The sequence below is a fragment of the Frigidibacter sp. SD6-1 genome (genome assembly GCF_030143255.1).
In the GTDB taxonomy this organism is placed as follows: Bacteria; Pseudomonadota; Alphaproteobacteria; order Rhodobacterales; family Rhodobacteraceae; genus TMP-24.
Genome location: NZ_JARJNR010000003.1, coordinates 7723 through 32380, shown reverse-complemented (window position 1 = coordinate 32380; position 24658 = coordinate 7723). Strand labels below are relative to the sequence as shown.

Below are 24658 nucleotides of genomic sequence, written 5' to 3'. Positions count from 1 at the left end.
GCGGGGGGCGGAGATCAATGCGACCCTTCCTGCAAAGGATCCGGCGCGGGATTGGCACCGCAGATCAGGACGGCAAGCCGCTCCTCCGGCGCGGGCCGGTAGGCGCCGGACAGGAGCGCGGCCAAAGCCGCGGCGCCTGCCGGTTCGACCATGAGCCGCAATTCCTGCCAGAGAAGCCGCCGGGCGGCCAGGATCGCGGCATCGCTGACCAGAACCGACTGCACGCCCGCCGCCTGACACAGGCCATAGGAGATGCGGCCGATCTGTCGGGCGCCCAGCGCATTGGCGGCGACGCCGGACACTTCGACGCGCGTCTCGGGCCCCTCAGCAAGCGCGCGGTTGAGCGTCGGCGCCAGGTCCGGCTCGACCGCGACGATGCGGCGCGCGCGCCCGAACCAGGCCGCCGCCCCGCCGATCAGCCCGCCGCCGCCCACCGCGATCAGAAGCGTGTCGGCCTGAAGCCCCTGATCCTGCCATTCGCGGAAGAGCGTGCCCTGGCCCGCCACGGTCGCGGGCGCGTCATAGGCATGGATCTGGATTGCACCGGTCGCGGCCTCATGCGCCTCGGCCGCCGCCAGCGCCTCGGCATAGGTGCCGGGCACGACGGTCAAGGTGGCGCCGGTGCGGCGCACGAGGTCGATCTTGGCCGGTCCCGCCAGTTCGGGCACGAAAATATGGGCGGGATGGCCCAGAGAATGGGCCGCATGACCGACCGCGGCGCCATGATTGCCGCCCGAGGCCGCGACGACGCCCGCAGGCGGCACCGGCAACGACAGCAGCGAATTGAAGGCACCGCGCGCCTTGAACGATCCGGTGTGCTGCATATGCTCGAGCTTCAGGTCGGCCGGCCGGTCAAGGCCCGGCAGCGTCACGGCCATCACCGGCGTCCGCCGGACATGACCCTCCACCCTTTGCGCCGCCGTCTCGATCTCTGCCCGCCAGTCCATGCCTGCCCTCCGCGTCCGAATTTCCTCTGGACCCTAGCCTGCCTTTCACGCCTCTGCGAGGGGCGTTGCGTCCAGAAGCGGAATGGCATCACATGGGCAAAAGGACCGAGGACAAACATGAAAGACGACCAGCGCCGCCATCCGTTCCGTGACAGCCATCAGGACGCGGTGGCCGCCGAACGCATTCCCGACACGCCCCAGACCCGCGCGCCCGCCTACCGGCTGGCCTTCATGGACGATGATTTCCTGACGCGGGAAGAGCTTCGGCCGGTGCGGCTGCAACTGGAACTGCTGAAGCCGCAGATGCTTTTGGACGAGCGCGGGATTCTCTCGACCATCGTGCTTTTCGGCGGCGCGCGCATTCCCGATCCGGCGCACAGCCACAAGGCCCGGACCCCGGCGCTGGGGGAACTGTCGCACTATTACGACGAGGCGCGGCGTTTCGCCAAGCTGATGACCGAACGGTCGCTCGACAGCTACGGGCGGGAAAATGTCATCGTCACCGGCGGTGGCCCGGGGGTGATGGAGGCGGGAAACCGCGGCGCGCACGAGGCGGGGGGCCATTCGATCGGCCTCAATATCGTCCTGCCGCACGAACAGGCGCCGAACGACTATGTGACGCCGGACCTCTGCTTCAACTTCCATTATTTCGCCATCCGCAAGATGCATTTCCTGATGCGTGCCAAGGCGATCTGCATCTTCCCCGGCGGCTTCGGCACGATGGACGAACTGTTCGAGGCGCTGACGCTGATCCAGACCGGCCGCATGAGCCGTATTCCGGTCCTGCTGTTCGGCCGGGCGTTCTGGGAGAAGGTGGTCAACTGGCAGGCCTTGGCGGACGCGGGCACGATCTCGCCCGAGGACCTTGATCTGTTCAAGTATGTCGAAACCGCCGAGGAGGCGATTGCCGAGATCGACCGGTTCGTCTTCGTGCCGAAGACCGAAATCCCGATCGGAAACGGCGGGCGGCAAGGCCCTGTTCAGCCGGAATAGACTAGGTTTCTGACCCGCCCTGCCGCCGCCAGACCCGCATGGCGGCCGGTGGCGAGGCAGGCGGTCAGAAGATAGCCCCCCGTGGGCGCTTCCCAGTCAAGCATCTCTCCGGCGGCGAAGGTGCCGGGCAGCGCGGTCAGTTCCAGATCGCCGGTCAGGCTGTCGCGACGGATACCGCCCGCCGATGAAATCGCCTCGGCCAGCGGGCGTGGCCCGGCGTGGCGGACGGGCAGGCGTTTGAGCAGCGCGGTAAGCACATCGGGCGCCTCGGGCAGCGGCCGCCCCCATTCCTGCAGAAGGGCGAGGCGCGGCGCGTCAAGCCCCGCGGCCTTGCGCAGCTGGTTCGATAGGGTTTCGCGTCCGCGTGGCCGGGCGAGGCGTTCGGCAAGCGCTGCCAGCGGCCGGTCGGGGGCGAGATCGAGCGTAAGCGTGGCGCCGTCGCGCACGGCGGCTGACAGGGCATAGACCCCGCCGCCCTCGATCCCGCGCGCGGAGATCACGAATTCGGCGCGAACAGTCTCTGTTCCTGCGGAAAGCGCGCAGCCTTTGACCGGCTGACCGAAGTGTTTGCGCATCGGATCGGACCAGTTGACGGCAAATCCAATATTGGCCGGCCGGAGGGGCGCAACCCCTACTCCCTTGCCGGCAAGCCACGGCACCCAGGCGGCGTCCGAGCCGAGCCTTGGCCAGCTGGCGCCGCCAAGGGCGAGGATGGTCGCGCCCGGCGCGACCAGACGGGAGCCCTGCGGCGTCGCGAAGCGGAAAGCCGCCCGACCCGGCGTTTCTTCAAACCCCTCCCAGCGCCAGCGGGTGCGTATCTCGACGCCTTGCGCGGCGAGGCGCGCGAGCCAGGCGCGCAGAAGCGGCGAGGCCTTCATTCCGACCGGAAAGACCCGGCCCGACGAGCCGGTGAACAACTCCTGCCCGAGGCCGCGTGCCCAGTCCTGCACCGCCTCCGGCCCGAAGGCGCCGACGATCGGGCGCAGCCACTCGGCACTGATCCTTTCAAGGAACGGCGCCAGCGGCTCGTCCTTGGTCAGGTTCAGCCCCGACTTTCCCGCCATCAGGAACTTGCGCGCCACTGTGGGTTTGGCCTCGCAGACCAGCACCTTCACGCCCGCAGCCGCCAGCGTCTCGGCCGCCATCAGCCCGGCGGGCCCCGCGCCGATGACGAGTGCCGGAACCTGTTCGGGCGCGCTCAACCCTGCGCCCCGCGCATTTCCACGACGCGGCGCGGATAGGGCATTTCGATCCGCTCGGCCTTCAGCGCCCGCCAGATCGCGAACAGGACCTGGCTTTGGTATTTGTTGCGCCCGTCGTCGATGCCGTTCACCCAATATTCGACGGCGAAATCGACACTACTCTCGCCGAATGCGCGCAATTCGCAATCTGGCGCATCCGGCGCCTTCAGCACGAAGGGCAGCTCCCCCACCGCACGCTCGATGATCGCGGGCAGCCGGTCGATATCGGTTTCATAGCTGACCGAGAAAGGCGCCTCATAGCGGTTGGCGCTGCCCTGATCGGAATAGTTCACCACGCGGGTGGTGATGAAATGCTCGTTCGGCACCACGATCCAGCGGCCGTCGAAGGTTTCGAGGATGCAGGCTCGCGCCGTCATCTTCACGATCGTGCCCGCCTCGCCGCCGTCAAGCTCGACATAATCGCCGACCGTCGTCTGGCCTTCGATCAACAGGATGATGCCGGAGATGAAGTTTGCGGCGATCTGCTGGAGGCCCAGACCGATGCCGACGCCCAGCGCACCGCCGAGAAGCGCGATGGTGGTCAGGTCGATCCCCATGATGTTGAGAAGCAGCAGGAAGGCCGCGCCGAAGATCACCACCTCTGCCGCCTTGGCGGCGAGTTCGCGGGTGGCGGGGCGCAGTTCCTCCTGCGCCTTGATATAGTCCGCACTTTGCCGGTTCGACCAGGATCCGAGCCAGAAGAGAAGGCTTCCCGCGATCAGACCGCGCAGCAGCGCCATGACCGAAAAGGTGATGTTGCCCATCTCGACCGTCAGGCTTTCGAGCCAGGCCGACACCGGGGCGAGGAGCCCAAGAGCATTCAGTGCCGCGACGGGGATCAGCACATAGCGGCCGAGGAGTCTCAGGAACGGATCGGCCAGTACATGGGCGACGAAGAGACGTGCGGCGAAGAACAGGAACAGCCGTTTGCCAAAGGCGATGACGGCGCCTGAACCGAAGACCTGGCGGGTGAAGGCCTCGCCCACCGCCGTGAAGCCATAGGCCAGAAGCGGCAGGACCATCGGCACGAAACGCAGGGCAAGGCGCAGCAAGGCGCCAAGAAGCCCCGCGCCTTCGGTGCGCGGCCGCACCCAGGCCTCGATCCGGGGCACGATCTTGCGCGTGGCAAGGGCCGCCGCGCCCCAGGCGACGATCAGAAGCGCGAACTGCGACCAGGCGGCGGGGCTGGTCGCCCAGCCCATCGCCAGATCGCGCCCCTGATCCAGATAGCTGCTGATCGTCTGCAAAAGGCTCTCTTCGCCGTTCATCCCGTCCCTCGCGGCTCTCTACCGTCTCTGGCAAGATTGCAGGCGGCTGGCAAGGGAGAGGCGGGCATGAACTGCACGCCTGCTTTGAATGGCCCTTAGCCCAGGAGACCCGGTCGAGGGTCGCGGCCCGACCCACCAGATGCCGGGACCTCAAACCTAACTGGCCTTCTGTCTCTGGCCTTCCGCGATGCAGATCTGGTCACCCTCCTTGACGGTCATGCCGGTTGGCACAGAGACTGCCCTGTCCCACAAGACCTGTTGTTTGGTATACAACTGGCACACCACCGGGCCCTTCGGGCTATTCACCGTGACCGGGGTCGTTTCGTAATCTGCGGGGCTCACGCAGGCTGACAGAACCGCCACGCCCAGAAACCCCATAAACAATTTGTTGCTCATCTCTTCACCTTCTCATTGCTTTCATTTCACTCGCCATCAGCAATTTCGCCTCGTAGGCCTTCAGAACCAGACGTGCCGTATCGCCGTATTCAGCAAAACCGGTCGTTTCGTCCAGTTCGGGGAACAGGCGCAGGATCTCGTCCCGGGCGTCCTGTTCCAGCGCGCTCCACCCCTGTTCGCCGGGATGAAAGCTTTCCGAGAGCGCGCCGTTCGACCAGACGATCTCGTGCGTGTCGAACAGCATGTGGTAATAGTCGACGCTGCCGCCTTCCTCGCGCCGGATGGTCCGGCCGTTGATCAGCGAATGCGCCGGTGCAAGCACTTCGGCCTCGCCGAACTGCAGCACGGCCATCATGCCGGTCAGCAACATGCGGTGCTGGGGCGACACGCGCAGGTCGCGATCGTTGCCGAGCGTGCCGGCCTTGATCAGGATCGGCGCGTCGCGCCCGATCGCCTGACGGGTGGTCGAACCGATCCAGCGGATTTCCTGATAGCCGTTGTCGCGGGTGATCACCTTGTCGCCGACGCGCAGGGATTCCACCGGAAGCTCGCCGCGGATCGTGCAGATCAGCGTGCCGCGGGTGAAACAGGGAACGCCGGTGGTTTCCAAGGTCAGGGCGGAGGCATCCACCGGTGCCCCGCCATTCTGGATCGTCAGGTTGATGTCGCCGATCTGGGCCGAGTAATCCACACCGCCGATCACACCGTCGATCACACCGTCGGCATGGTCCGCGCGCAGCATGTCAAGCGCGGTGGCAAAGTCATTGTTCGGGTCGGCATCGGCGTTGTTGACGGCATCCAGCGTCGTGGCGTTATAGAACCCGCTGAGGTCGACAAAGTCGTTGTTGGTCGGGTCGCCATCGCTGGCATTGGTGCTGCCGGCGCCGAAATCGGTGATCGTGTCATTCCCGGCCGAGGCGACAAACGTGTCATTGCCCGTGCCGCCGGTCAGGCTGTCATTGCCCGCGCCACCGTCCAGCGTGTCGTTATCCGCCCCGCCATCCAGCGTATCATTGCCCATCTCACCATAGAGCACGTCATCGCCCAGACCGCCGATCAGGTTGTCATTGCCGGCGGCGGCGGTTTCGGCAATCGTGCCTTCGTTCAGGCGGACGTTATCGATGGCGGTATAGGTCGCTGTAAACACCGACCCGGTACCGGTTCCGGCGAGATAAATATGCGTGAAATTTCCGCTCGCTGTGAACTCAACTTGGTAGGTCTTCAGATCGGGGTATGACCCGTCGGTGGAATCGACAGTGATCGTACCCAGCAGAACAGACGGGCCACCTTCGGTCACCTGGCCAAAGACCCGGACTGTGTTACTGGAAGCTGAGGTGTAGGTACTACCATTGGCAGTGGCCGCATCCAGCGTGAGCGTATAGGTCTTGCCGCTATCTAGTGGCGTGGCCAAGGCGGTCCGGGCGGCCTCCGTAGTACTACCAAACGAATACAGGCCGAGATAGCGGTCACCATCGGTAGCATCGATAGCCAAATTGGGAGCTTCCCAACCCGCGTCATCGTTGATGTCGGGAGTACCGACGTGCGAGGTCCAGCCCGTGGCAACCATTTGTGTCCAGTTGGTCGCCTCTGGCCCGTCTTCAAAGCTGCCATTGCTGATCAGGTTGGGGCTGTCGCCGTGCAGCACGTCATTGCCCGTGCCGCCGTCGATGGTGTCGTCGCCCGCCTCGCCATAGGCAAGGTCGTCGCCGTCGCCGCCCTGCACGGTGTCATTTCCATCGCCGGCCCGCACGGTGTCATTGCCCGCCCCGGCGTCGATGCTGTCATCGTCAGACCCCGGTGCGCCGATGCCAGCCGTGGCATCGTTATTGTCGACCATGTCGCCATCCGGATCACCGGTATAGGCGGCATTGATCACGTCGCCCGCCGCTGTGCCCGAAACGATCCCGTCCGGAACCGGGCCATCGACGCCGGTGGTTTCGACGTTCAGCGCATCGCCCGTCACCGCGTTGCCGGCACCATCCTCCAGCCGCAGGTCGATAGTGCCGATCTGGGCCGAGTAATCGACGCCGCCGATCATACCGTCGATCTTGCCATCTGCCGCGTCCTCGCGCAGCATATGCAGTTCCGAGGCAAAATTGCCCCCCGCCGCATTCACAGCGGCCAGGGTCGTGGCGTTGTAGAACCCGCTCAGGTCGACGAAATCGTTATTCGTCGCATCGCCATCCGCGGCCAGCCCGCCGACATCGTTGCCGAAATCGGTGATCGTGTCATTCCCGGCCGAGGCGACAAACGTGTCATTGCCCGTGCCGCCGGTCAGGACGTCATTGCCCGCCCCGCCGTCGAGCACATCGTTATCCGCCCCGCCATCCAGCGTGTCATTGCCAAGCTGGCCATAGAGCATGTCATCGCCAACGCCGCCGATCAGACTGTCAGCGCCATTCGTTTCGGCAATCGTGCCCTCGTTCAGGCGCACATTGTCGATGGAGGTATAGGTCGAAATCCCAGCGGTGCCAACCGTCGCCAGCGAAAAATACTCGTAATTGCCGGCCGCCGTAAACTGGACCTGATAGGTTTTCAGGTCGGGGAACGACCCGTCGGTCGAAACGACATTGATCGTGCCCAAAAGGGTGGTTGGGCCGGTTGGGGTCACCTGCCCATAAACCGAAATTGTCTGATTGCTCGCGGTAGAGGGCGAAGCTCCATTGCAGGTGGCCGCGTCCAGCGTCAGGGTATAGGTCTTGCCACTTTCAAGCGGCGCAGCCAGGGCCTGCCTGACAACTTCATTGGCAGAAGTACCGCTTGTCGCCAGACCAAGATAGCGGTCGCCATCAGTGGCGTTGGTCAAGAAAGTCGCCGGCTCCCAGCCGGCATCGTCATTGATGTCGGGACTATTAGCGTATGTGGTCCAGCCCGTGGCGACCATCTGGCTCCAGTTGGTCGCCTCTGGCCCGTCTTCAAAGCTGCCGTTGCTGATCAGGTTGGGGGCGTCGCCGTGCAGCGTGTCATTGCCCGTGCCGCCGTCGAGCGTGTCAGCGCCCGCGCCGCCATAGACCAGGTCGTCGTTGTCGCCGCCCAGCACCGTGTCGTTGCCCGCGCCGGCATAAACGGTGTCATTGCCTGCACCGGCCTCGATGCTGTCATCGTCGGACCCCGGCACGCCGATGCCCGCCGTGGCGTCGCTGTTGTCGACCATGTCGCCATCCGGGTCACCGGTATAGGCGGCGTTGATCAGGTCGCCCGCCGCGGTGCCCGAAACGATCCCGTCCGGAACCGGGCCATCGACCCCGGTGGTTTCGACGTTCAGCGCGTCGCCCGTCACCGCGTTGCCAGAGCCATCCTCCAGCCGCAGGTTGATGTCGCCGATCTGGGCCGAGTAATCGACGCCGCCGATCACACCGTCGATGGTGCCATCTGCCGCGTCCTCGCGCAGCATATGCAGTTCCGAGACAAAGTTGCCCCCCGCCGCGTTCACATCGGCCAGGGTCGTGGCGTTGTAGAACCCGCTCAGGTCGACGAAATCGTTATTCGTCGTATCGCCATCCGCGGCCAACCCGCCGACATCGTTGCCGAAATCGGTGATCGTGTCATTCCCGGCCGAGGCGACAAACGTGTCATTGCCCGTGCCGCCGGTCAGGACGTCATTGCCCGCCCCGCCGTCGAGCACATCGTTATCCGCCCCGCCATCCAGCGTGTCATTGCCAAGCTCGCCATAGAGCACGTCATCGCCAACGCCGCCAATCAGGTTGTCGGCGCTGGTTGCCGGACCGCCTGCGGTCAGGGCCACCTCGTCCAGCGCGACCGCTACATTGAGGCTAATGTTAGCCGTCCCCGCGATATAGAGTTTGTCAACCGCAAACGGTGCGGTGAAGGTGAATTGGTAAGGTTGTAAGTCAGGGAAGTTTTCTGCCGTGCTGGTGACGGTGATAGTGCCAATCTGAACCGGGGTCGTCGATCCGGCCACAGTCCCAAGAATTCGCATTGTGTGGGTCCCGGGATTCGTGAAGCCCGAGCCACCCCAATCGGCCACAGCCGCCTTGAACGTGAGTGTGTATTCGGAACCGGCTGTCAGATCCTCGATCAGCTGTGTGGAGATCGATTCTGCGGTAGACCCCGCGGCTGCGACCACCGCATAGCGATCCCCATCAGATGCATCGAAGGACGCCGACCAGGTTGCCTCGTAACCTGCATCGTCCATGACATCCGGGCTGGCGCCCTCGTTTACCCAACCGGTCGCGCGATCGATCTGACCGGCTGCCGTCGCCTCTGGCCCGTCTTCAAAGCTGCCATTGCTGATCAGGTTGGGGCCGTCGCCGTGCAGCGTGTCATTGCCCGTCCCGCCGTCGAGCGTGTCAGCGCCCGCCTCGCCATAGGCAAGGTCATCGCCGACGCCGCCGTCGATGGTATCGTTGCCTGTCCCGCCCAGCACGGTGTCGTTGCCATCGCCCGCAAGGACGCTGTCATTGCCCGCCCCGGCCTCGATCCGGTCATCGTTCGACCCGGCGACGCCGATCCCGCTGGTGGCATCGTTATTGTCCACCCTGTCGCCATCCGGGTCGCCGGTATAGCTGGCGTCGATGGTGTCATCGCCCGCGGTGCCCGAGACGATGCCGTCGGGCGGCACTGTGACCGTGCCGATATCGGCATAGCGAATGGTGGCATTCGAGCCGCCGGAAGCCTGCGAAACCTGGCTGACCTCGGAAACCGTGTTTCCGGTAAAGTTGTTATCCTTGTCGAAGACCCAGTACCAGGTGCCATTGAGCAACATGGCATGGGCAAAAAACTGTTCGCCATTTTCGTTCTGGACGACATGAACGGATGTCGGTCTGGCCGTGCCGCTGCCCGCAACCCCGTTGATCGACACAACCTGCTGGTTGGTGTAGTCCCCCGCGTTGGTTTCCGCCGCCGTTACGCCGGTAAAGCTGGTCGAGGGGACGGGGTTGGGTTGATCGTCGTCAAATATCGTATCGCCGACACCGTTTTCGTCGCGAATGACGATGGTTTCGACTGTGGTATTGTCGACGTTGAATGTGGTTCCATCCGTGACACCCGCAAAGGTCGCTGCATCAAGGCGAATGGCCTGGAAGGTGTATTCGTTACGGACGCCGGTCGTTTCAGCCGAAAGCGTCGCCGCCGACCCGCCATTCTGGATGGTCAGCGTGTTGTCGGCATCCCAGCCCGCCGCCGTGTCATTCAGGACGCCATCATCGGCCTGATCGGCCTGCATCCATTCATAGGCGTTCGCGATTGCCGTCGGGTCGATATCGCCATTGGCGACGGCGGCGTCGTAATTGGTCTGGTTGTAATGACCGGTCAGATCGACGAAATCGTTATTGGCCGAATTGCCATCGGCGGCATTGGTGCTGCCGGTGCCGAAATCGCTGATCGTATCGTGGCCTTCGGAGACGGTGAACCGGTCATCCCCCGCCCCGCCGGTCAGAACGTCATCGCCCGTGCCGCCATCCAGCGTGTCATTGCCCGCCTCGCCCAGCAGGGTATCGTTGCCCGCCTCGCCCGACAGGTTGTCATTGCCGTCGCCGCCCGAGACATAATCGTCGCCCTGACCCGCCAGCACGGTGTCATTGCCCGCGCCTGCCAGCACCACATCGTCATTGGTGCCTGCGGCATTGTCATTGGCGTCGATCCGGTCGCCCTGCGCATCGACATAGTTGGCGTCGATCAGATTGGCCGCCGCCGTGCCATCGACATAATCGGCCGTCGCCAGATCAGCGCCATAGACCATGGCGTTGTTGAGCGTACCGCCAGAACCATCTGCCGTCGTGGCCGTTTGCACAGAGTAGGTCACACCGGCCTTTAACGGCTCCAGCGTCGCCCAGCCGTAATTCTGGTCGACTGTACCGTCTCTGTTGGTATCCTTGACCAGAAAAAACGCAACGATGCGCGATCCGTCGCTGCCCACAAGCACACGGTGTTCGACCGAGGCAACACCAACACCGACGGGAAGATTGGCCACCGTCGATGCACTGACCGTCTGGTCAATAGTAGGTCTGCCGTCCGGGTCGGACGAGGTGTTGGTCGATAACGCAGACTCAGTCCAGAAATTTGGATTGCTTGAGTCATGCAGGATGCCATCGTTTTTTTCGGTGATGGTTATGTCACCGACATATTGGCTCCCGGTAAAGGTAAAGGACGTGAAGCCGAAATCGTAAACCGAGAAACTGTAGCTCATGTCCGAGGTGACGCCGGTCGTCTCTTTGGTCAGCGCCGTTCCCGCCACCGCCACGCCGCCATTCTGGATGGTCAGCGTGTCATCCACCGTCCAGCCGGCATTGGTGTCGTTCAGCACGCCATCGGCCTGATCGGCGCGCAGCCATTCCAGCGGGTTGCGGATGGTCGCGGGATTGATATGCCCGGCATCGACCGCCGCCTGATAATTGGTCTGGTTGTAATAGCCGGTCAGATCGACGAAATCGTTATTGGCCGAATTGCCATCGGTGGTATTGGTGCTGCCGGTGCCGAAATCGGAAATCGTGTCATGGCCTTCGGAGACGACAAACCGGTCGTCATTCGCCCCGCCGGTCAGAACGTCATTGCCGGTGCCGCCGTCGAGCGTGTCGTTGCCAGTGCCACCCTCCAGCGTATCGTTGCCGTCGCCGGCATGGATCTGATCGTTGCCACCAAAGCCCTGAATCATGTCATCCTGCGAGCCGGGCGTCCCAAAGCCGCCGGTGGCGTCGCTGTTGTCGACCCTGTCGCCTTCGAAATCGCCGGTATAGCTGGCGTCGATCACGTCATTGCCCGAAGTGCCCTCGACAATACCGTCAAGCGCACCGGTATTCTGGACGGGCAGTTCTTCGATGACGGTGGTTGTAAAGTTGGTGGTGATTACCGGTTGACCCACTTCAAGCTGGTCCGCACCGTTCACATTCGTGTATAGCCTGTATGTCGTGCCACCCGCTGACCAGTCAATCTGGTGGAAGTTTGACGTCTGCGTCAACTGAAAGGCGAGCATGCCGATTTCCGGCTGACTGATGGAAGTCGTGCTTGCGGTGTTGTCCATCATCAACACATTGCCGACATAGGCGGCGAACAGCGGATCGCTGACAGCGGTGATGGTCGGCCAGACCCCGGTTTCACCCTTGGGCGAGTTGTCCGAACCAAGGCCCAGCGCATCGTCGGGGTCGTTTACCGTCATCGTAAAGACGCCCGTGATCTCCGATGAGGTGTTCGGACGGTAGTAAACGTCGAAAACATACGTGGCCATTATGCGTGTCCCCGTTCAAAAGCGCTTGCGTTGCGGGCGGCCGTGGCGCCCTGCTGCGTGACGGTGCGGGGGGCGGAAAGGCCCGCCTCGCCGATCTCGATCATCCGGATGTTGAAAGTTGCCATACTCGTTATCTCGCCTTAGGGTCGCGCCTTGCGCATCCGATTGTTGAAAGCTTCATGTTCGATCAGGATCTTGGTTCTGCGGCATATCCGGGCGAACGGGCCGTCAGTGCCCGCGGGTCAGGATTGACCTCATGACCCTGTCGAAAAGGAATACAGCCCGCCGCCACCGGACCGGTAAGCGCGTCGGTATAGGGGAGCGGGATTTCGGTCAGGAACGGGGATAAGAGCGAGGCGCCGCATCCGGCAGCGCCGGCTACGCCCCTGCTGCCGCCGCAGGTCCACTGGCCTGCGCCAAGCGCCGATTGCGTCGTGAAGGTGACAGGACCTCCACCGATCATATCCGCGCCGTTCAGCGCGTTGCCCCCACCAGGGGAGGCCTGATAGCCGGTGGGCATCATCCAAACCCTTTACAAAACCAATCGTTACCTTCGGCACACCAAACCACTCAGAGGTGCCGCCTGCGCGGATATTGCGAAGAGAAGGCAAGACTATGGCGCGACTTGGGTTTTTGAGTGATGAATTCCTGAACCAGCCACCAGAACCAACGGGCGAGCACATGTTACTTAACAAATTCTTCATGAGGGGCTGAATGTTGACACCACAGGCGTTGCATATTGCGAAAAAGGCTTGGCGGCGCGGCTGGACCGGATTGCTTTGCCGACAGAGGCCGGGGGACCGACGCAGCCCGCAGCGGATCGGGCGGGCCCGGCAGCCCCGATGATGCGACCGCCCCCGACGGCATCGATGTGTAAAGCCGGGGCTGCGAGGATCCGCAAAGGTAAGCGGCAACATCATCAGATCGGCGCTCACCAGACCGCACTGCCGGAATACTCGGGCACCACGAACGGCGCCGATCGGGCCGTGATATCCGTTTCTGGAAGTTTCGGGGCAGTAACGACCGGTTGTGTCTCGGGGTATTCCCAGCTGCCGGGATTGCAGCTGTCATATTGCACGCCCGTCAGATCCGCGATCAGGGCCAGGGTGCTTTCTTCCAGGATTGCCCGGATCCCCAGTTGCAACGGTTCCTGGCTTTTTTCGCCGGCATAGGCATCGAACAGGCGGCTCTTGTTGCCGATATCGAAAAAGCTGAACAATTCCAGGTCGCGCTCGTAGCCGACGAATTGCTTCTGCAGGCTCACTGCGGCAACAACCTCGAGCGAGCTTGTCCGAACCAGGCGCAGATCGGCCGCGACATTGATCGTGTACACGCGCTGCCGACCGCCAATCTGATCGATCATCAGCGATGCACCGCCAGAGCTGAGATTGTAGTTGACCTCGGTTATCCCGCCGAGAATCGTATATTCGGATTGCCGGATCGAGCCGCCGAAATAGGGCAGCCAGGGGACCTCGACGCCACCGTTGTCGTGGGTATTGCCGTCACCGAGGTATTTGTTGTTCATGTACTGAAGCTCGGCCTCGGTGACGCGCGGATCGACACGATCATGCACGGTCACATTGTCGCGCAGCTTCATGAGGGCCGATATCACCATGAGGGACCCGCCTTGCGTGATGTCGACACGCTCGGACGTCAGCGCGCGGGTGGTGAAATCCTGAATCTGGCCAACCGCGATATTCAATGGCGGCGCCGAAGCCTTCCCCTTGGTTCGGGATTCAGAAAGCTTCCGATCATAGCATTGATAGACTGGCTCCAGCGGGGTCAGGTTCTTGCGGGTCGCCGGGCCAATGATCACTGGCGCCTCGCCTTCGACAATGACTTTGGACGCAGGGATGCCCGAACAGGCGGCCAGGCCCAGAAGGCCGACGAGCGGGAGGAATGAAGTGGCTGGAAATCTCATTGGTTGTCTCCGGAATTGAGCCCGCCATCAACCGACCCCGTCGTGCTGTTGGTGCTGGTGCTGCTGACGTCATGGACGATCATGCTGTCGCGATTGCCTTCAATCTGGGTGAAGCTGCAGGCTTGGCTGTCGTTGATCGCCGCGGTGACAGGACTGTCCGTCAGGCCTTGGGTCGAATTGAGGACCGGAGAGGTGTTGCCGCCGGTGCCCCCGTCAAGCGAATTGCTGATGCCGCTGTCGTTGACTTCAGCCGTCTGATCGCCGTCATTGTCCTGCGTCGTCGTGATCGTCTGAGCGCCGGCGTCGCTGAACCCGTCCAAAGTGCTGGTGCTGCCGGTTTCCAGGTCGCCGAAAGAGTTCGAGCCGCTGAACGTTCCGCCCTGCTGCTCGCCCGAGTTTCCATTGCCTGCCGAATCCGCAGCGATGCTGCCCCCGTCCGACACTTCATTCCCGATTGAGCGACCGTCCTGTGTCGCGCTGCTGGTATTGCCGGCCGCGCTGGACGTCACATTGCAATTGATCATGTCGCCGGCGATGTTGTAGATCGTGTCGCCTGGGCCGAAACTGCCGTTTTGTTCCCTTTCACGCAGGCCAAGGGCGGTCAGCTGGGCGATGAATTCTTCATCTGTGCGAAACTGCCAGTGGGCGTTTTCTCCGAACCCGTTGGCCAGGGCAGCCTCCGGCATAAGGGCAAGCGCAAGCCCGATCGCCGGTATAACGGTCGAGAAGCGGAAATCCGACTTTTTGCCGGTTTGGTGTGCGAGTAGCCTACTCATAATCTTTTTCCTCAGTACAGAAAGGCTGCGCGGCGGCCGCGCTCATCGCGTTTTCAGCGACAGGGTTCAGCTCAGCAAAAGCCGAAGGAGCGTCGCCAGATCGAGCACCCCGCTTTCGGGCAGATCATTCTTCTCCTGATAGGCCCGAAGGGCGCTTTCCTGAGGGACGGTGGTGCCCTCATCCTGTTCAAACCCGGCGGCGGCCAGCTTGGCGTTGACCAGGACCAGGGTGCCTTCACGGAACCGGCGCGTCTTGCCGTCCACATCCAGTTCCGCCACCGGCGTTTCCGCGGTCAGCGCGGCTGCCTTGGCCAGTTCTTCGACGATGTTGAAGGCGACCGTCTCGACCAGCATTTCGGGTTGGCGGCGGCATTGGGTCAGCAAAACGGCCAGGACATCGCTTTCTGTCAGGATCGGCATCACCTCATAGGCACTGGTGGTGACGCGATTGAGCGAGCTGACATAGCCCGACATCCAGGAGGAGTAGACAAGGATCGCATCGCGCTTCTGCTCGGCATCGTCCGAGTCGATCACGCTGGCCAGGTTTTCGCAGCTTTGCGCTCCAGCGCCTCGGACCGCGTACTTGCCCTCGGTGTCGGCGGCATGTGCCGCAAAGGGAATTAGGCAGCCAAGAGCCAGAGGGATAAAAGAAAAACGCATCGGTTCTCTCCTGTGATTATGCATGCCCTTGTCGGGGCATGCGCTGTCTGTTGCGTATGGGTGTGTCGAGTTTCGGGGGGTGTCCCTGGCACCGAGAAGCGCCAGGGACGGTCTTGTGAGTGGTGGTTAGAACGAGCCTCCGCGCAGGACGCTGACATTCACGTTGCCCTGGGCCACCGACGTGATCGAGTTGTCCGCGATCCCCATGGAGCCGGTCACACCGGTTGTCGCCGCTCCGCCGACGCTGAGCGTCAGAGCAGAGCCGGTAACCACCGACGAGATTGCAGCGGTGTTTTGCTGAACGCTCGCCATGACCAGATCGGACCGGTCCGAACCCACCGCATCGACCGTCAGACGGTTGTCCGCGACGTTGCCGGCGGCCGAGGCCAGGATGACATTGTCCTGAACCCGTGCGGTGCCGTTGATCGAACCGGCGGCTGCTCCCGTGTTCAGAGCGGCCGAGATGACCGTACCTTCCACGAGTGCGTTGGCCGCTGCCGCGTTGCGCTGGCTGTTGAGAACCAGCCCGTCGCCGGTTGCACCGCCAAGGGTGCCCTGAAGCGAAGCGGTAGCCGTTCCGGTCACAGACCCGATCATCGAGGATCCGTTGAGGGTCATGTGGTTGAACGCCTGGTTCTGGGTCGCATTCGCGGTGACGCGATTGTTCTCGACAATCGCCGCACCGGTCAGGCTGCCCCCGCCGTTCAGGGCCATTCCGCCACCGGAGACACTGGAGTTCAGAGCCGCCGTCTGCGAGGTCGATTGGCTGTTGACCATGCTCGCCGGGGCCTGCAGCTGCCCGCCCAGATCGACCTGCATGGTGTTGACCGCATAGTTCGACCGCGCGTCGCTGTTGATCGCGTTGCCGTCCAGATGCAGCGACCCCGTGGTGGTCCCGGCAACCGAGATAGCCGTTTCCACATCCGTAACGGAGCTGGTCACCGCCGCAGCGCTTGCCTGGTCGTTGAGAACGGACAGGCTGGAGCTTGCGATGCTGACGTCCCCGGTTGCCGTATTGACCGACGCGGTGCTGACAGCCGTGTTGGTGGTGGCATCGCCCACACCGTTGGCCGCATCGACCATCAGGCTGTTCTGCGCCAGGTTGGTCAGGGCCGTGGCCTGCACGAGGTTGCTTGTGGCATCCACCGACCCGGTGACAGCGCCCGCTGCGGTGATCCGCATGGTCTCTGCACCTGCAGCGGCCGAGCCGGTCACGGTCGAGCTGAGCGAGGCAGCCACCTTGGCATCCTGCGCGTTCAGGACCGCCACGGCAGAGTCAAGCGAACCGGCAGTGGTCAGGGACGCCATGTTGGTGGCGGAGTTGGCCCGTGCCGTGGTGGTCAGGGCGTTGTCCGCCAGTGTCAGCGATCCGCCCACCGCGCCCAGCGCCTTCACGTTGACATCCGCCAGGGACGCCGTGGCCACAACATCACCCGCACTGATCTGGCTGTTCGCCACCGACAGGTCACCCGCAGCGATCTCCAGATCACGGGTTGCCCCGTCAAGATCCAGCGATTGCAACTGGTTGGTACCGATCGAGCCGATCGAACCGGTCACATCCAGGGCAAGGCGGTTGGACGCCTCGTTGGACTGAGCCGTCGCCGCGATCCGGTTACCGTCAACTGAGACCGAGCCATCGACCGTGCTGCGCGTCTCTGCGCCGATCGACAGTGTGTTCGTCGTGTTGATGGCAGCGGTTTGCGTGACGCCGCTTGCGGTTTCCTGCGAGTTGATCAGTGCCACGGCCGCATCCATGTCACCGCCGACAGTGCCGGCGATCAGGCTCGACGCCTGGTTCCCCCGGTTCTCGGCCGTCAGGCTGTTGTCGCCCACACGAATGGACCCTTCCAATGCCCCCGTCGCCGTTGCCTTCACATCGACAGCGCGGACTTCGGACGTGCCGCTTCCTGCATTGTACTGACCGTTGATCAGCGCCGTGCTCGTCTGCGAGGCAACCATGCCCTGGTTCGCCGCCGTCACAACCACACCGCCAGCGTCGTTCGTGCTGTCATGGGTGTAGGAGTTGCCGCTTTCAATCGACAGCCGGTTGTCCACAGTGTTCGACGCGGCTTTGGCCATGACCTGGTTCTGCTCGACCGAAAGGGTGCCGTTGACCGCCGCACCTGCCAGGATCGACAGGCCTGCCCGGTCGGTGGCCTCGGTGTTGACGAAGGCGTTGGTGGCCGCACCTTCATTGGACTGAAGGCTGACCAGAGCCGAGCCGACATCGCCGATGGTGTTGGTCGCCGCGGCCGATATCGCGTTGGTCGCGGTCAGGCCGTTCGACTGTGCCAGAACCATGTTGCCGTCGACCGAGGCCGAGCCGTCCAGAAGGCCGTCCTGCGTGATGGACATGCCGAACGCCGTGCCGGAGACACCGGTATTGCCGGTGACAGAGCTGGTGACTGCTGCGATGGGATCGCGGGTTTGCGCGTTCATCAGGGCAAAGATGTAGTCAGGCTGAACAGTGTCGAGGTTGATCGACAGGTTGCCTGTCCCGTTCACGCTTGCCTGCGCCGTGCTGGCCGGCTGCATCGACGCGACACCGAAGGTCATGCTGCCCGAGCTGTTCACGATCGAGTTGGTGGCCGAGCCGCCGGTCGCTGCCGCGACGAAGGCGTTGCCGTCCACCGCGAGCGATCCGCTGAGAGCGCCGTCGTTGTTGATATCGACGGTGCCGCCAGCCATCTGCGCAGACACGGCGCCGCCAACCATCTGGCCGTTCGAGATCGTGTGGTTCGCGCCCTCAAGCAGGGTGCCCACCTCGGTTTCGATGCTGTTGGCCACACGGGTGCCGTTTGCGATGGCCCGAAGGCTGTTGTCGCTTGCCGTCACCGTGCCATCGGTCACGCCGCCAGCGGCGAGGTCGATGGACACACCGGTCGAAGCCGAGCCCGAAGCCGGTGCAATGGTGCTGGTCGTCGTCGCGCCCACAGCGGTCTTCTGCTGCGATGCGATCTCGTAATCCCCTTCGCTGTGCGAAACCATGTCGGTCCCGTTGAAGGCCAGCGTCGCATGGTTTGCGCCGCCGCCGCGGGTTGCCGTGCCGACCGAAGAGGTGATGGCATTGCTGGCAGCAATCGATTCCGAGTAGGCCAGCAGCTTGTTGCCATCCGCCGAAACGCTCGTTCCGCCCACGGCACCATCGAGGGTCGTGGAGATGATCGTATCGGTCACGTCCGCCGCGGTGGATGCGGTTGCACCGGCCACCTGGGCATTCGCGATCTGGACCGAGTTGCTGCCGCCAAGATCGGCCAGAACATCGGATTGCGATGTCAGGCCGATCAGGTTGGACGTGGTCATGCCCACAGCCATGGCCTCGACGGTGTTGGCATCGTTGATGACCGATGCGTCCGTCACCGCACCTGCCACATCAAGCGTGATGCGGTTCTGTGCGGCATCGGCGTCAAGCGCACCTGCGCTGCGCTCTTGCACGTTGGCCACGGTGAAGAAGCCGTCTGTCGTGATCAGGCCGTTCGTACCGCTGGTCGAAAGCTCGATCTTCTCGTTCGTGCCAGACGCCTGGTTGCCCGACATGGCGCCGCCTGCGGCGAGCAGCGTGTTGGACGAGCGCAGCCCGGTCGACGAAGCCGACAGGATGTTACCTGCCACACCGACCGACGTGTCGCTCAGCGCGCCGCCCAGATCGACCGACAAGGTGCTCGCAGTGACCTCTGCGCTTTGCACGTTGTTGGTTTCCTGGTTGGCCAGGATCGCCGAGTAGGCCGTGTTTTCCGTCTCGGCCGTGTTGGTCAGACGGTTGGTCACGGTCGCACCGGTCGACGCTGCCGACACGACGTTACGGTTCAGGTCGACCGCGCTGTTGGCGGTGACGGCACCCGTCACGTCAATGCCGATCACGGTGCCGACCGTCATCGCATCGGTCTCGTTCGCGCCCGCCAGATTGATCTGGTTCGAGGCGATGACACGGTCACCGGTCACGGTCGAAGAGCCGCTGGTCGAGCCGACATTCACAAACGCCATCTCGTCGCCAAGAATGCCGGTTGTCGCCTGCGACGTCGCCGCCGTGCCCGAGCTGCTGTCAAGCGTGTTGCTTGCCGACATGACGGTGCTTTGCGACTGCACACGGTTCTCGGAAGCCGAGAGCGTGCTTGCCGTGGCCGTTGCACCCGCGTTGATCGTCAACTCCTGGAACCGGTTGTCCGAAACCACGCCCTGCTCGGACCGCTGTGAGGACAGGACACCTGCCGTCAGATCGGTGGCCGAAGCACCCGAAGCAATGGTCTGGCTGTTGGTGGTGGCCAGGCCCTGGCCCACCGCGGTCACGGTGTTGCGGTCGGCAATGACCGAGCTGCCCGAGATCGCGCCGTCGATGGTCACGTTGGCCGTGCCCATGGCACCGCCATAGTTCCGGGCAAGCACTTCGGTCGCGTCGTCATCCGCCAGCACCTGGCTGGCCGACAGGACCGAGTCGGCCTGGAAGGCCACATCGGCAGAGACGCTGCCACCCACCGAACCTTCGAAGGCGAACTGGCCTTCGCTGTTATTGTCGCCGGTGATGGTCACATCCGCATCCAGAACCTGACGGTTCACGCTTGCGAATGCCGTGGCTGTGGCACTGGCCGTGTTGCCGGACAGTTCGACCTGGCTGTCGGTTACAGTACCGTCGATATCAATCATGTGATTGGGATCCAGCACTTCGCCGACAATTTCCGCACCCCCCCGCTGCGCCGCGATGAGCGTCTGGTCGGGGCTGTCAAGCGCACCGGCCACCTGGGATTGCGTGTTGGTCATCGTACCGCCGGTGGCAGTTGCCACCGTGGTGTTGCCAGAGACACGGGCCGCATCGCCGTTCAGGCCACCCGACGCGCCATTCTGATCGATGACGAAGTTGCCTCCGGTCCGGCTGTTGCCGGCGGTTACCGACCCGTCAACGGTTTGCAGTGCCATCAGGGACGACGTATCGCTCGTGTCCAGAAGCGGCGTCGCCGCGTCAAGATTGACGGTCGAGGTCACATCGCCCGTATTGCCGGTGATGGTACCTGCGCTCGCCACCGACAGGGTGTTCGACGCTTCGGCGCCGATGGCCTCGGCCGAGGATGCGTTTCCGGTAACCAGGATCGAATCCGCCGTCGTGCCCGTTGCACTGCCGAAGGTTGCCCGTGCGCTCAGGTTCTGGGCGGTTGCAGAGATGGCGCCATCGCTTTGCTGATCGGACAGAAGCACGCTTTCCGCTGCGACACTGGTATCGCCCGACTGGGCCAGCGTCGCGGTCGAGCTGTTGACCAGGGCACGCGCAATCATCGTGTTGTCGGTCACGCTGAGGGTCGATCCCGCAAGGGTCGTGGCGCTGGCCTCCAGCTCGGACGCAGTGGTCGACGCCATGACGTCGATGCCCGCATTCTGCCGGGTCGCAAGCGCATAGCCGCTGTCCGTGATGGCGGCAAAGCTCGAGGGATTGCCGTCGTTGATGGTGCTGTCTGCCGTCAGATCGGCCTGTCCGGCCAGGCTGTTGGCCGCATCCAGCGTCAGCGCAGCATTCGACCGGTTCACAGTGGCCAGCGTGGCCAGCGTGTTGCCATCGACCGAGATCGAGCTTCCGGCAACCTGCGCGGCACTCACCGCATCGGCCGACAGTTGCACGTCCTGCGTGCCAAGCGTCACGTCCCCTGACGCCTTGTCCTGCGACACGGCAAGCTGGGCGCTGCTGTCGATGTTGTTGTAGTCGAGCTTGGTCGAAGCGATCGCGACGTTGCCGCGGCCTTCGTTCACGACGGTGTTGCCGTCAACGCTGATCGTCGATCCGGAAATCTGGCCGGTCGTCGTGGCAGATGCCGCAACCTCGAACGGCTCGGCACCGACACCGCCGGACGACCCGATCGCGCTGTCGATCGAGGCGCTGTTGCTTTGCTGCACGCCGTTGGCCATGGCCACGTCGCTTGCGACGATCTCGCCTTCGGTCACGCCGGTGATGTTACCCACCTTGAGGCCGGTCGTCGCGATGCCGCCGCCGGTCACCAGTTCGTTGCCGGTGCCGTCGAACGTCGAGGTCGCCGTGTTGCCGGCGGTATAGGCCGTCACACGGTTGCCGCTGGCGCTGATCGATGTGTCGGCAATCGCACCCGCGCCGCTCGTCACGGTCGAGGCGATTTCGGCCTCGCCAGCACCGGCAGAGGCGATGATGTCGGCTTCCAGCGTGCTGTTCGCGTCGATCAGCTGGCTGATGCCCGTGGCCACGACACCCGCGGTTCCGGCAGCACCGCCTTTCGCGGCAGTCATGTCAAGGCGGTTGGTATCAAGCTGAAGGTCGTTCGTGGCGACGTTGCCCTGGGTCTGGGCCGTGATCCGGTTGCCATCAACCGCTTGCGCCACGTTCTGGACCGACTGGCCGGTCGCTGTGAGCGAGGCGGCAAGGGTCGGGTCAGAGACGGTAGCGTCAAGGTTGACGCGCGACATGACCTGTTCGGTCAAGACCGAACGCTCGGCAATGGCCGAGGACGTATCGGGCATGACCGCACCGCCAAGATCGAGGTTGTTGACGCTGCCCGAATAGGTGCCGCTCAGAACCGTGTCGGTGCCGGCTTCGCTGGTCAGCGAGGCTCGGCTGGTCTGACCGGTGGCTGCGGCGATGATGCTGTTACCCTCGAACAGGCCATCTGCAAGGTTGTCGTCACCCACAACGATGTTCAGGTTGTCGGCGCTGCCACCCGTGCTGTTCAGGGTTGCGGTGAAATCGGTCCCCGATTGGGTGGCCGCAATATTGGCACGTTCGATCTGCTGGGCCGAAACGGCGGCTACCGAGCTGTCGATCGACGTATCTGCAACCACATCGACACTCACGCCCGCCTCGTTGCCCGTCGCGAAGGACTGGGCATCGTTGCCGCGAAGCGAGGCCGAGACGTTGGACAGATCCGTGCCCGACGTTGCTCCGGCCACGAGCTGTGCGCCGCTGCCGGTCATCTCGGAGGTCACTGAAACCGCAGTCGCATCGCCGCGCAGGGCCTGACCGCTGATCGCGGAAATGCCTGCGTCGGCACGCAGGATGCCGTCATCCGCGAGGTCGCTGCGCGCCAGAGAAGTGCCCGCCGCGCCGTCATCGGTGACCGACGTGGACGCAACCGACACCGACTGCGAATTGGTGTTGGCCGATGCGATCGATGCAAGCATGTTGTCGTCAGCGCTGATCGCACCGTCGGTGATATCCACGCCTGCCTTGCTGGCGCCGCGCGCCAGAACGTCGGCATTGGTCACCGTCGACGAGATTTCGAGCGTGCCGCCATCGCCACTGCCGACCTGAACGGCCTGCATGGTGTTCGAGGCAACCGCCGCGTCAAAGCTGTTCGAGCCACCGACGCCGATCGATCCCGATGCCGCGTTGCCCGTGGCTGTCGCGCGCAGCACGTTGCCGTCGGCGTCAATGCCCGAACCGCTCATGCTGTCGTCAACTTCGGCACGAACCGCCGCCGTGTTCGCATCGCCCGTCAGGACGGAGGCGACATTGGCGTTCTCGACCAGCTGACCGGTCGAGTTGAAGAGCCCGCCCTCGGCGGTTTGCGTCAGATCGGCCGAGTTCATGTCTGCCGTGTTCGACTGGCCCTGCCCTGCGGGCGCATCGACACGGATGCCGCTTTCCAGCGCGATGCTGTTGCTGGCAGTGTTGCCGCTGCCATCGGCAGCAACGGTATTGCCGCTGACCGAAAGGGACGAATTGTCGAACGTCCCTGCGGTCGCACGCGACACATCGCCCGAGACCAGCGATTCGCCCGTACCTGCCGTGACGGTCGCCGCCTCGACACCCGCCGCGCGCGTGTCGGTAAACGCCTGTGCGCTCGTCACACCGGCGGCCGAGTCAAGGACGTTCTTGCCACCCGCTTGCAGGATGATGCCGTTCGTCGTGCGGTTGGCATCGAATTCAGCAGTCAGGGTGTTGCCCGTCACAGCAATGCTCTGATCGGCGCCATAGTTGCCGTCGACAGCCAGGCTGATCGCGCTGCCGCCTGTGACAGTGGCAAAGCTGGTGGCAGCGCTGTCGTTGGTGGTGTTGGCGCTCAGGCTGTCGGCAACCTGCGCCGAAACCACAAGCAGACCCGCATCCGCAGCATCGACCATGTCGATCCCTGCCGGCGGGTCCAGTCTGACCGTACCGCCGGTGCCGGCATCGGTGTTGGCGAACTGGTTGTTCAACTGGCCCTGGATCGTCTGCGACCCGGTGTTGCCCGCCAGATCGGCGCTGATGGTATTGTCGGTCACTTGCGAGGAAGACCCCGCACCCGGTTGGGTCAGGGACAGCGAAGCATCGACATTGTTCACTTCCGCCGAAATCGGCTGGCCGGTGATTTCCTGAGCGCCCGCGACCAGAATGTTACTGTCCGCGCCGCTGGTGCCTGATACGCTGGCGTCGGCCAGAACGGTGTTTTCGTTGCCAGAGGCCGAGGCCAGCGCCTCGTTTGCGTCGACCGTCGTCGTCGCCGTGCCGCCCGCCGCGTTTTCATCCAGGATCATGCCGGCCGAAGCGCCGCCCGCGTCGATGATCGCCTCGATCTCGGCCTGGGCCCGCTGGAACGACTCCACCACATCGGACGCACCGATCGCTGCGATGCCCGATCCGATGCGATAGTCGACCTGTGCGCGCGCCGGCAAGCCGGTTGTCAGCCCGAGGGCGAGAGCGCTGCTCGATAGTAACAACGCGTAGCGCGCTGATCTTTTTGATTTTTGCATTGGGTAACCCTAACCTTGTTTACTACACAACTCGTCACGCATGGGTTGGCCGCTCAAACTACAAACGAGCGACTCCGTATCGCGGAAGTAGGAACAGGTTAGAAATCGCTTCGGCTTCACGCGATGCAGCAAGGGCATAAATCGGCCTGCTGATGGATCACCGACTATCCGAAAGGCTGTGACTTTTGCATCCTTGGGATATAATTCGCTTGCCCTGGCGGCCATGTGTACCTGAAAGGGGCGCTGTCTTCCCGATGAAAAGGAAGGGTGTGTCGATGGAGGAACATCGGCACAGCTGGCACTGAACTGAGCAAAGATGTGACAGTTAAAAACGGGTCGTGGTCCGGCCTTATTCAGAAGGTCGGATTCAGAATAATAGTGTCCGGATAGATATCTTCCTGGACCTGTGCTTTTTCCTTAAGGCAATCTGCCCCTGAATTGCATGCGCATTCAGGATCCGGTCCATTTCCCTGATCGACCTCAAAGCGGATCGTGACGCATCAGATCGCTCTCGGCATTCACCGCCCCCCCGAACCACAGACTGAGGTACACTGTGGCCAGGGGGACGGGACCGCAAAAATCGCATCACTGGTT

General features: G+C 63.4%; 10 protein-coding genes. 1 reads left to right on the top strand and 9 read right to left on the bottom strand.

Features of this window, described 5'->3' with window-relative positions; translation table 11 throughout:
* Positions 1 to 14: 14 nt before the first annotated feature.
* Positions 15 to 947 (bottom strand): threonine/serine dehydratase, encoded by a 933-nt coding sequence (locus P0645_RS06585; RefSeq protein WP_284163784.1) that lies wholly within the window; start codon positions 945 to 947, stop codon positions 15 to 17.
* Positions 948 to 1064: 117 nt separating this feature from the next.
* Between P0645_RS06585 and P0645_RS06580 the strand changes: the two genes are divergently transcribed.
* Positions 1065 to 1940: an LOG family protein gene (locus P0645_RS06580; protein ID WP_284163783.1), complete on the top strand. Its 876-nt coding sequence runs from the start codon at positions 1065 to 1067 to the stop codon at positions 1938 to 1940.
* Here the strand turns inward: P0645_RS06580 and P0645_RS06575 are convergent.
* The 8 genes from P0645_RS06575 to P0645_RS06540 form a co-directional block, all read right to left on the bottom strand.
* A complete protein-coding gene (locus P0645_RS06575; protein WP_284163782.1) occupies positions 1928 to 3142 on the bottom strand; it encodes a TIGR03862 family flavoprotein in 1215 nt (404 codons plus the stop codon). The two genes, P0645_RS06580 and P0645_RS06575, sit on opposite strands and share 13 nt — an antisense overlap.
* Positions 3139 to 4449, bottom strand: coding sequence for a mechanosensitive ion channel family protein (locus P0645_RS06570; protein ID WP_284163781.1), 1311 nt, complete (start codon positions 4447 to 4449; stop codon positions 3139 to 3141). Before P0645_RS06570 ends, P0645_RS06575 begins: the two co-directional genes overlap by 4 nt.
* A 156-nt stretch (positions 4450 to 4605) precedes the next feature.
* Positions 4606 to 4845: a hypothetical protein gene (locus tag P0645_RS06565; protein WP_284163780.1), complete on the bottom strand. Its 240-nt coding sequence runs from the start codon at positions 4843 to 4845 to the stop codon at positions 4606 to 4608.
* A gap of 4 nt (positions 4846 to 4849) precedes the next feature.
* Positions 4850 to 12028: a Hint domain-containing protein gene (locus P0645_RS06560; RefSeq protein ID WP_284163779.1), complete on the bottom strand. Its 7179-nt coding sequence runs from the start codon at positions 12026 to 12028 to the stop codon at positions 4850 to 4852.
* 931 nt (positions 12029 to 12959) lie between these two features.
* Positions 12960 to 13949, bottom strand: coding sequence for a CsgG/HfaB family protein (locus P0645_RS06555; RefSeq protein ID WP_284163778.1), 990 nt, complete (start codon positions 13947 to 13949; stop codon positions 12960 to 12962).
* Positions 13946 to 14725: a hypothetical protein gene (locus tag P0645_RS06550; protein WP_284163777.1), complete on the bottom strand. Its 780-nt coding sequence runs from the start codon at positions 14723 to 14725 to the stop codon at positions 13946 to 13948. Before P0645_RS06550 ends, P0645_RS06555 begins: the two co-directional genes overlap by 4 nt.
* 66 nt (positions 14726 to 14791) lie before the next feature.
* The gene (locus P0645_RS06545; RefSeq protein ID WP_284163776.1) at positions 14792 to 15409 is read right to left on the bottom strand and encodes a hypothetical protein; all 618 of its coding nucleotides are present in this window, start codon (positions 15407 to 15409) and stop codon (positions 14792 to 14794) included.
* A gap of 102 nt (positions 15410 to 15511) precedes the next feature.
* The gene (locus tag P0645_RS06540; RefSeq protein ID WP_284163775.1) at positions 15512 to 23986 is read right to left on the bottom strand and encodes a beta strand repeat-containing protein; all 8475 of its coding nucleotides are present in this window, start codon (positions 23984 to 23986) and stop codon (positions 15512 to 15514) included.
* Between the last annotated feature and the right edge of the window lie 672 nt (positions 23987 to 24658).

Bases quoted from the DNA above. Each gene is read 5' to 3' on its own strand.
- P0645_RS06550 (WP_284163777.1), bottom strand. From the start codon at position 14,725: ATGAGTAGGCTACTCGCACACCAAACCGGCAAAAAGTCGGATTTCCGC.
- P0645_RS06570 (WP_284163781.1), bottom strand. From the start codon at position 4,449: ATGAACGGCGAAGAGAGCCTTTTGCAGACGATCAGCAGCTATCTGGAT.
- P0645_RS06560 (WP_284163779.1), bottom strand. From the start codon at position 12,028: ATGGCCACGTATGTTTTCGACGTTTACTACCGTCCGAACACCTCATCG.
- P0645_RS06545 (WP_284163776.1), bottom strand. From the start codon at position 15,409: ATGCATAATCACAGGAGAGAACCGATGCGTTTTTCTTTTATCCCTCTG.
- P0645_RS06580 (WP_284163783.1), top strand. From the start codon at position 1,065: ATGAAAGACGACCAGCGCCGCCATCCGTTCCGTGACAGCCATCAGGAC.
- P0645_RS06555 (WP_284163778.1), bottom strand. From the start codon at position 13,949: ATGAGATTTCCAGCCACTTCATTCCTCCCGCTCGTCGGCCTTCTGGGC.
- P0645_RS06585 (WP_284163784.1), bottom strand. From the start codon at position 947: ATGGACTGGCGGGCAGAGATCGAGACGGCGGCGCAAAGGGTGGAGGGT.
- P0645_RS06565 (WP_284163780.1), bottom strand. From the start codon at position 4,845: ATGAGCAACAAATTGTTTATGGGGTTTCTGGGCGTGGCGGTTCTGTCA.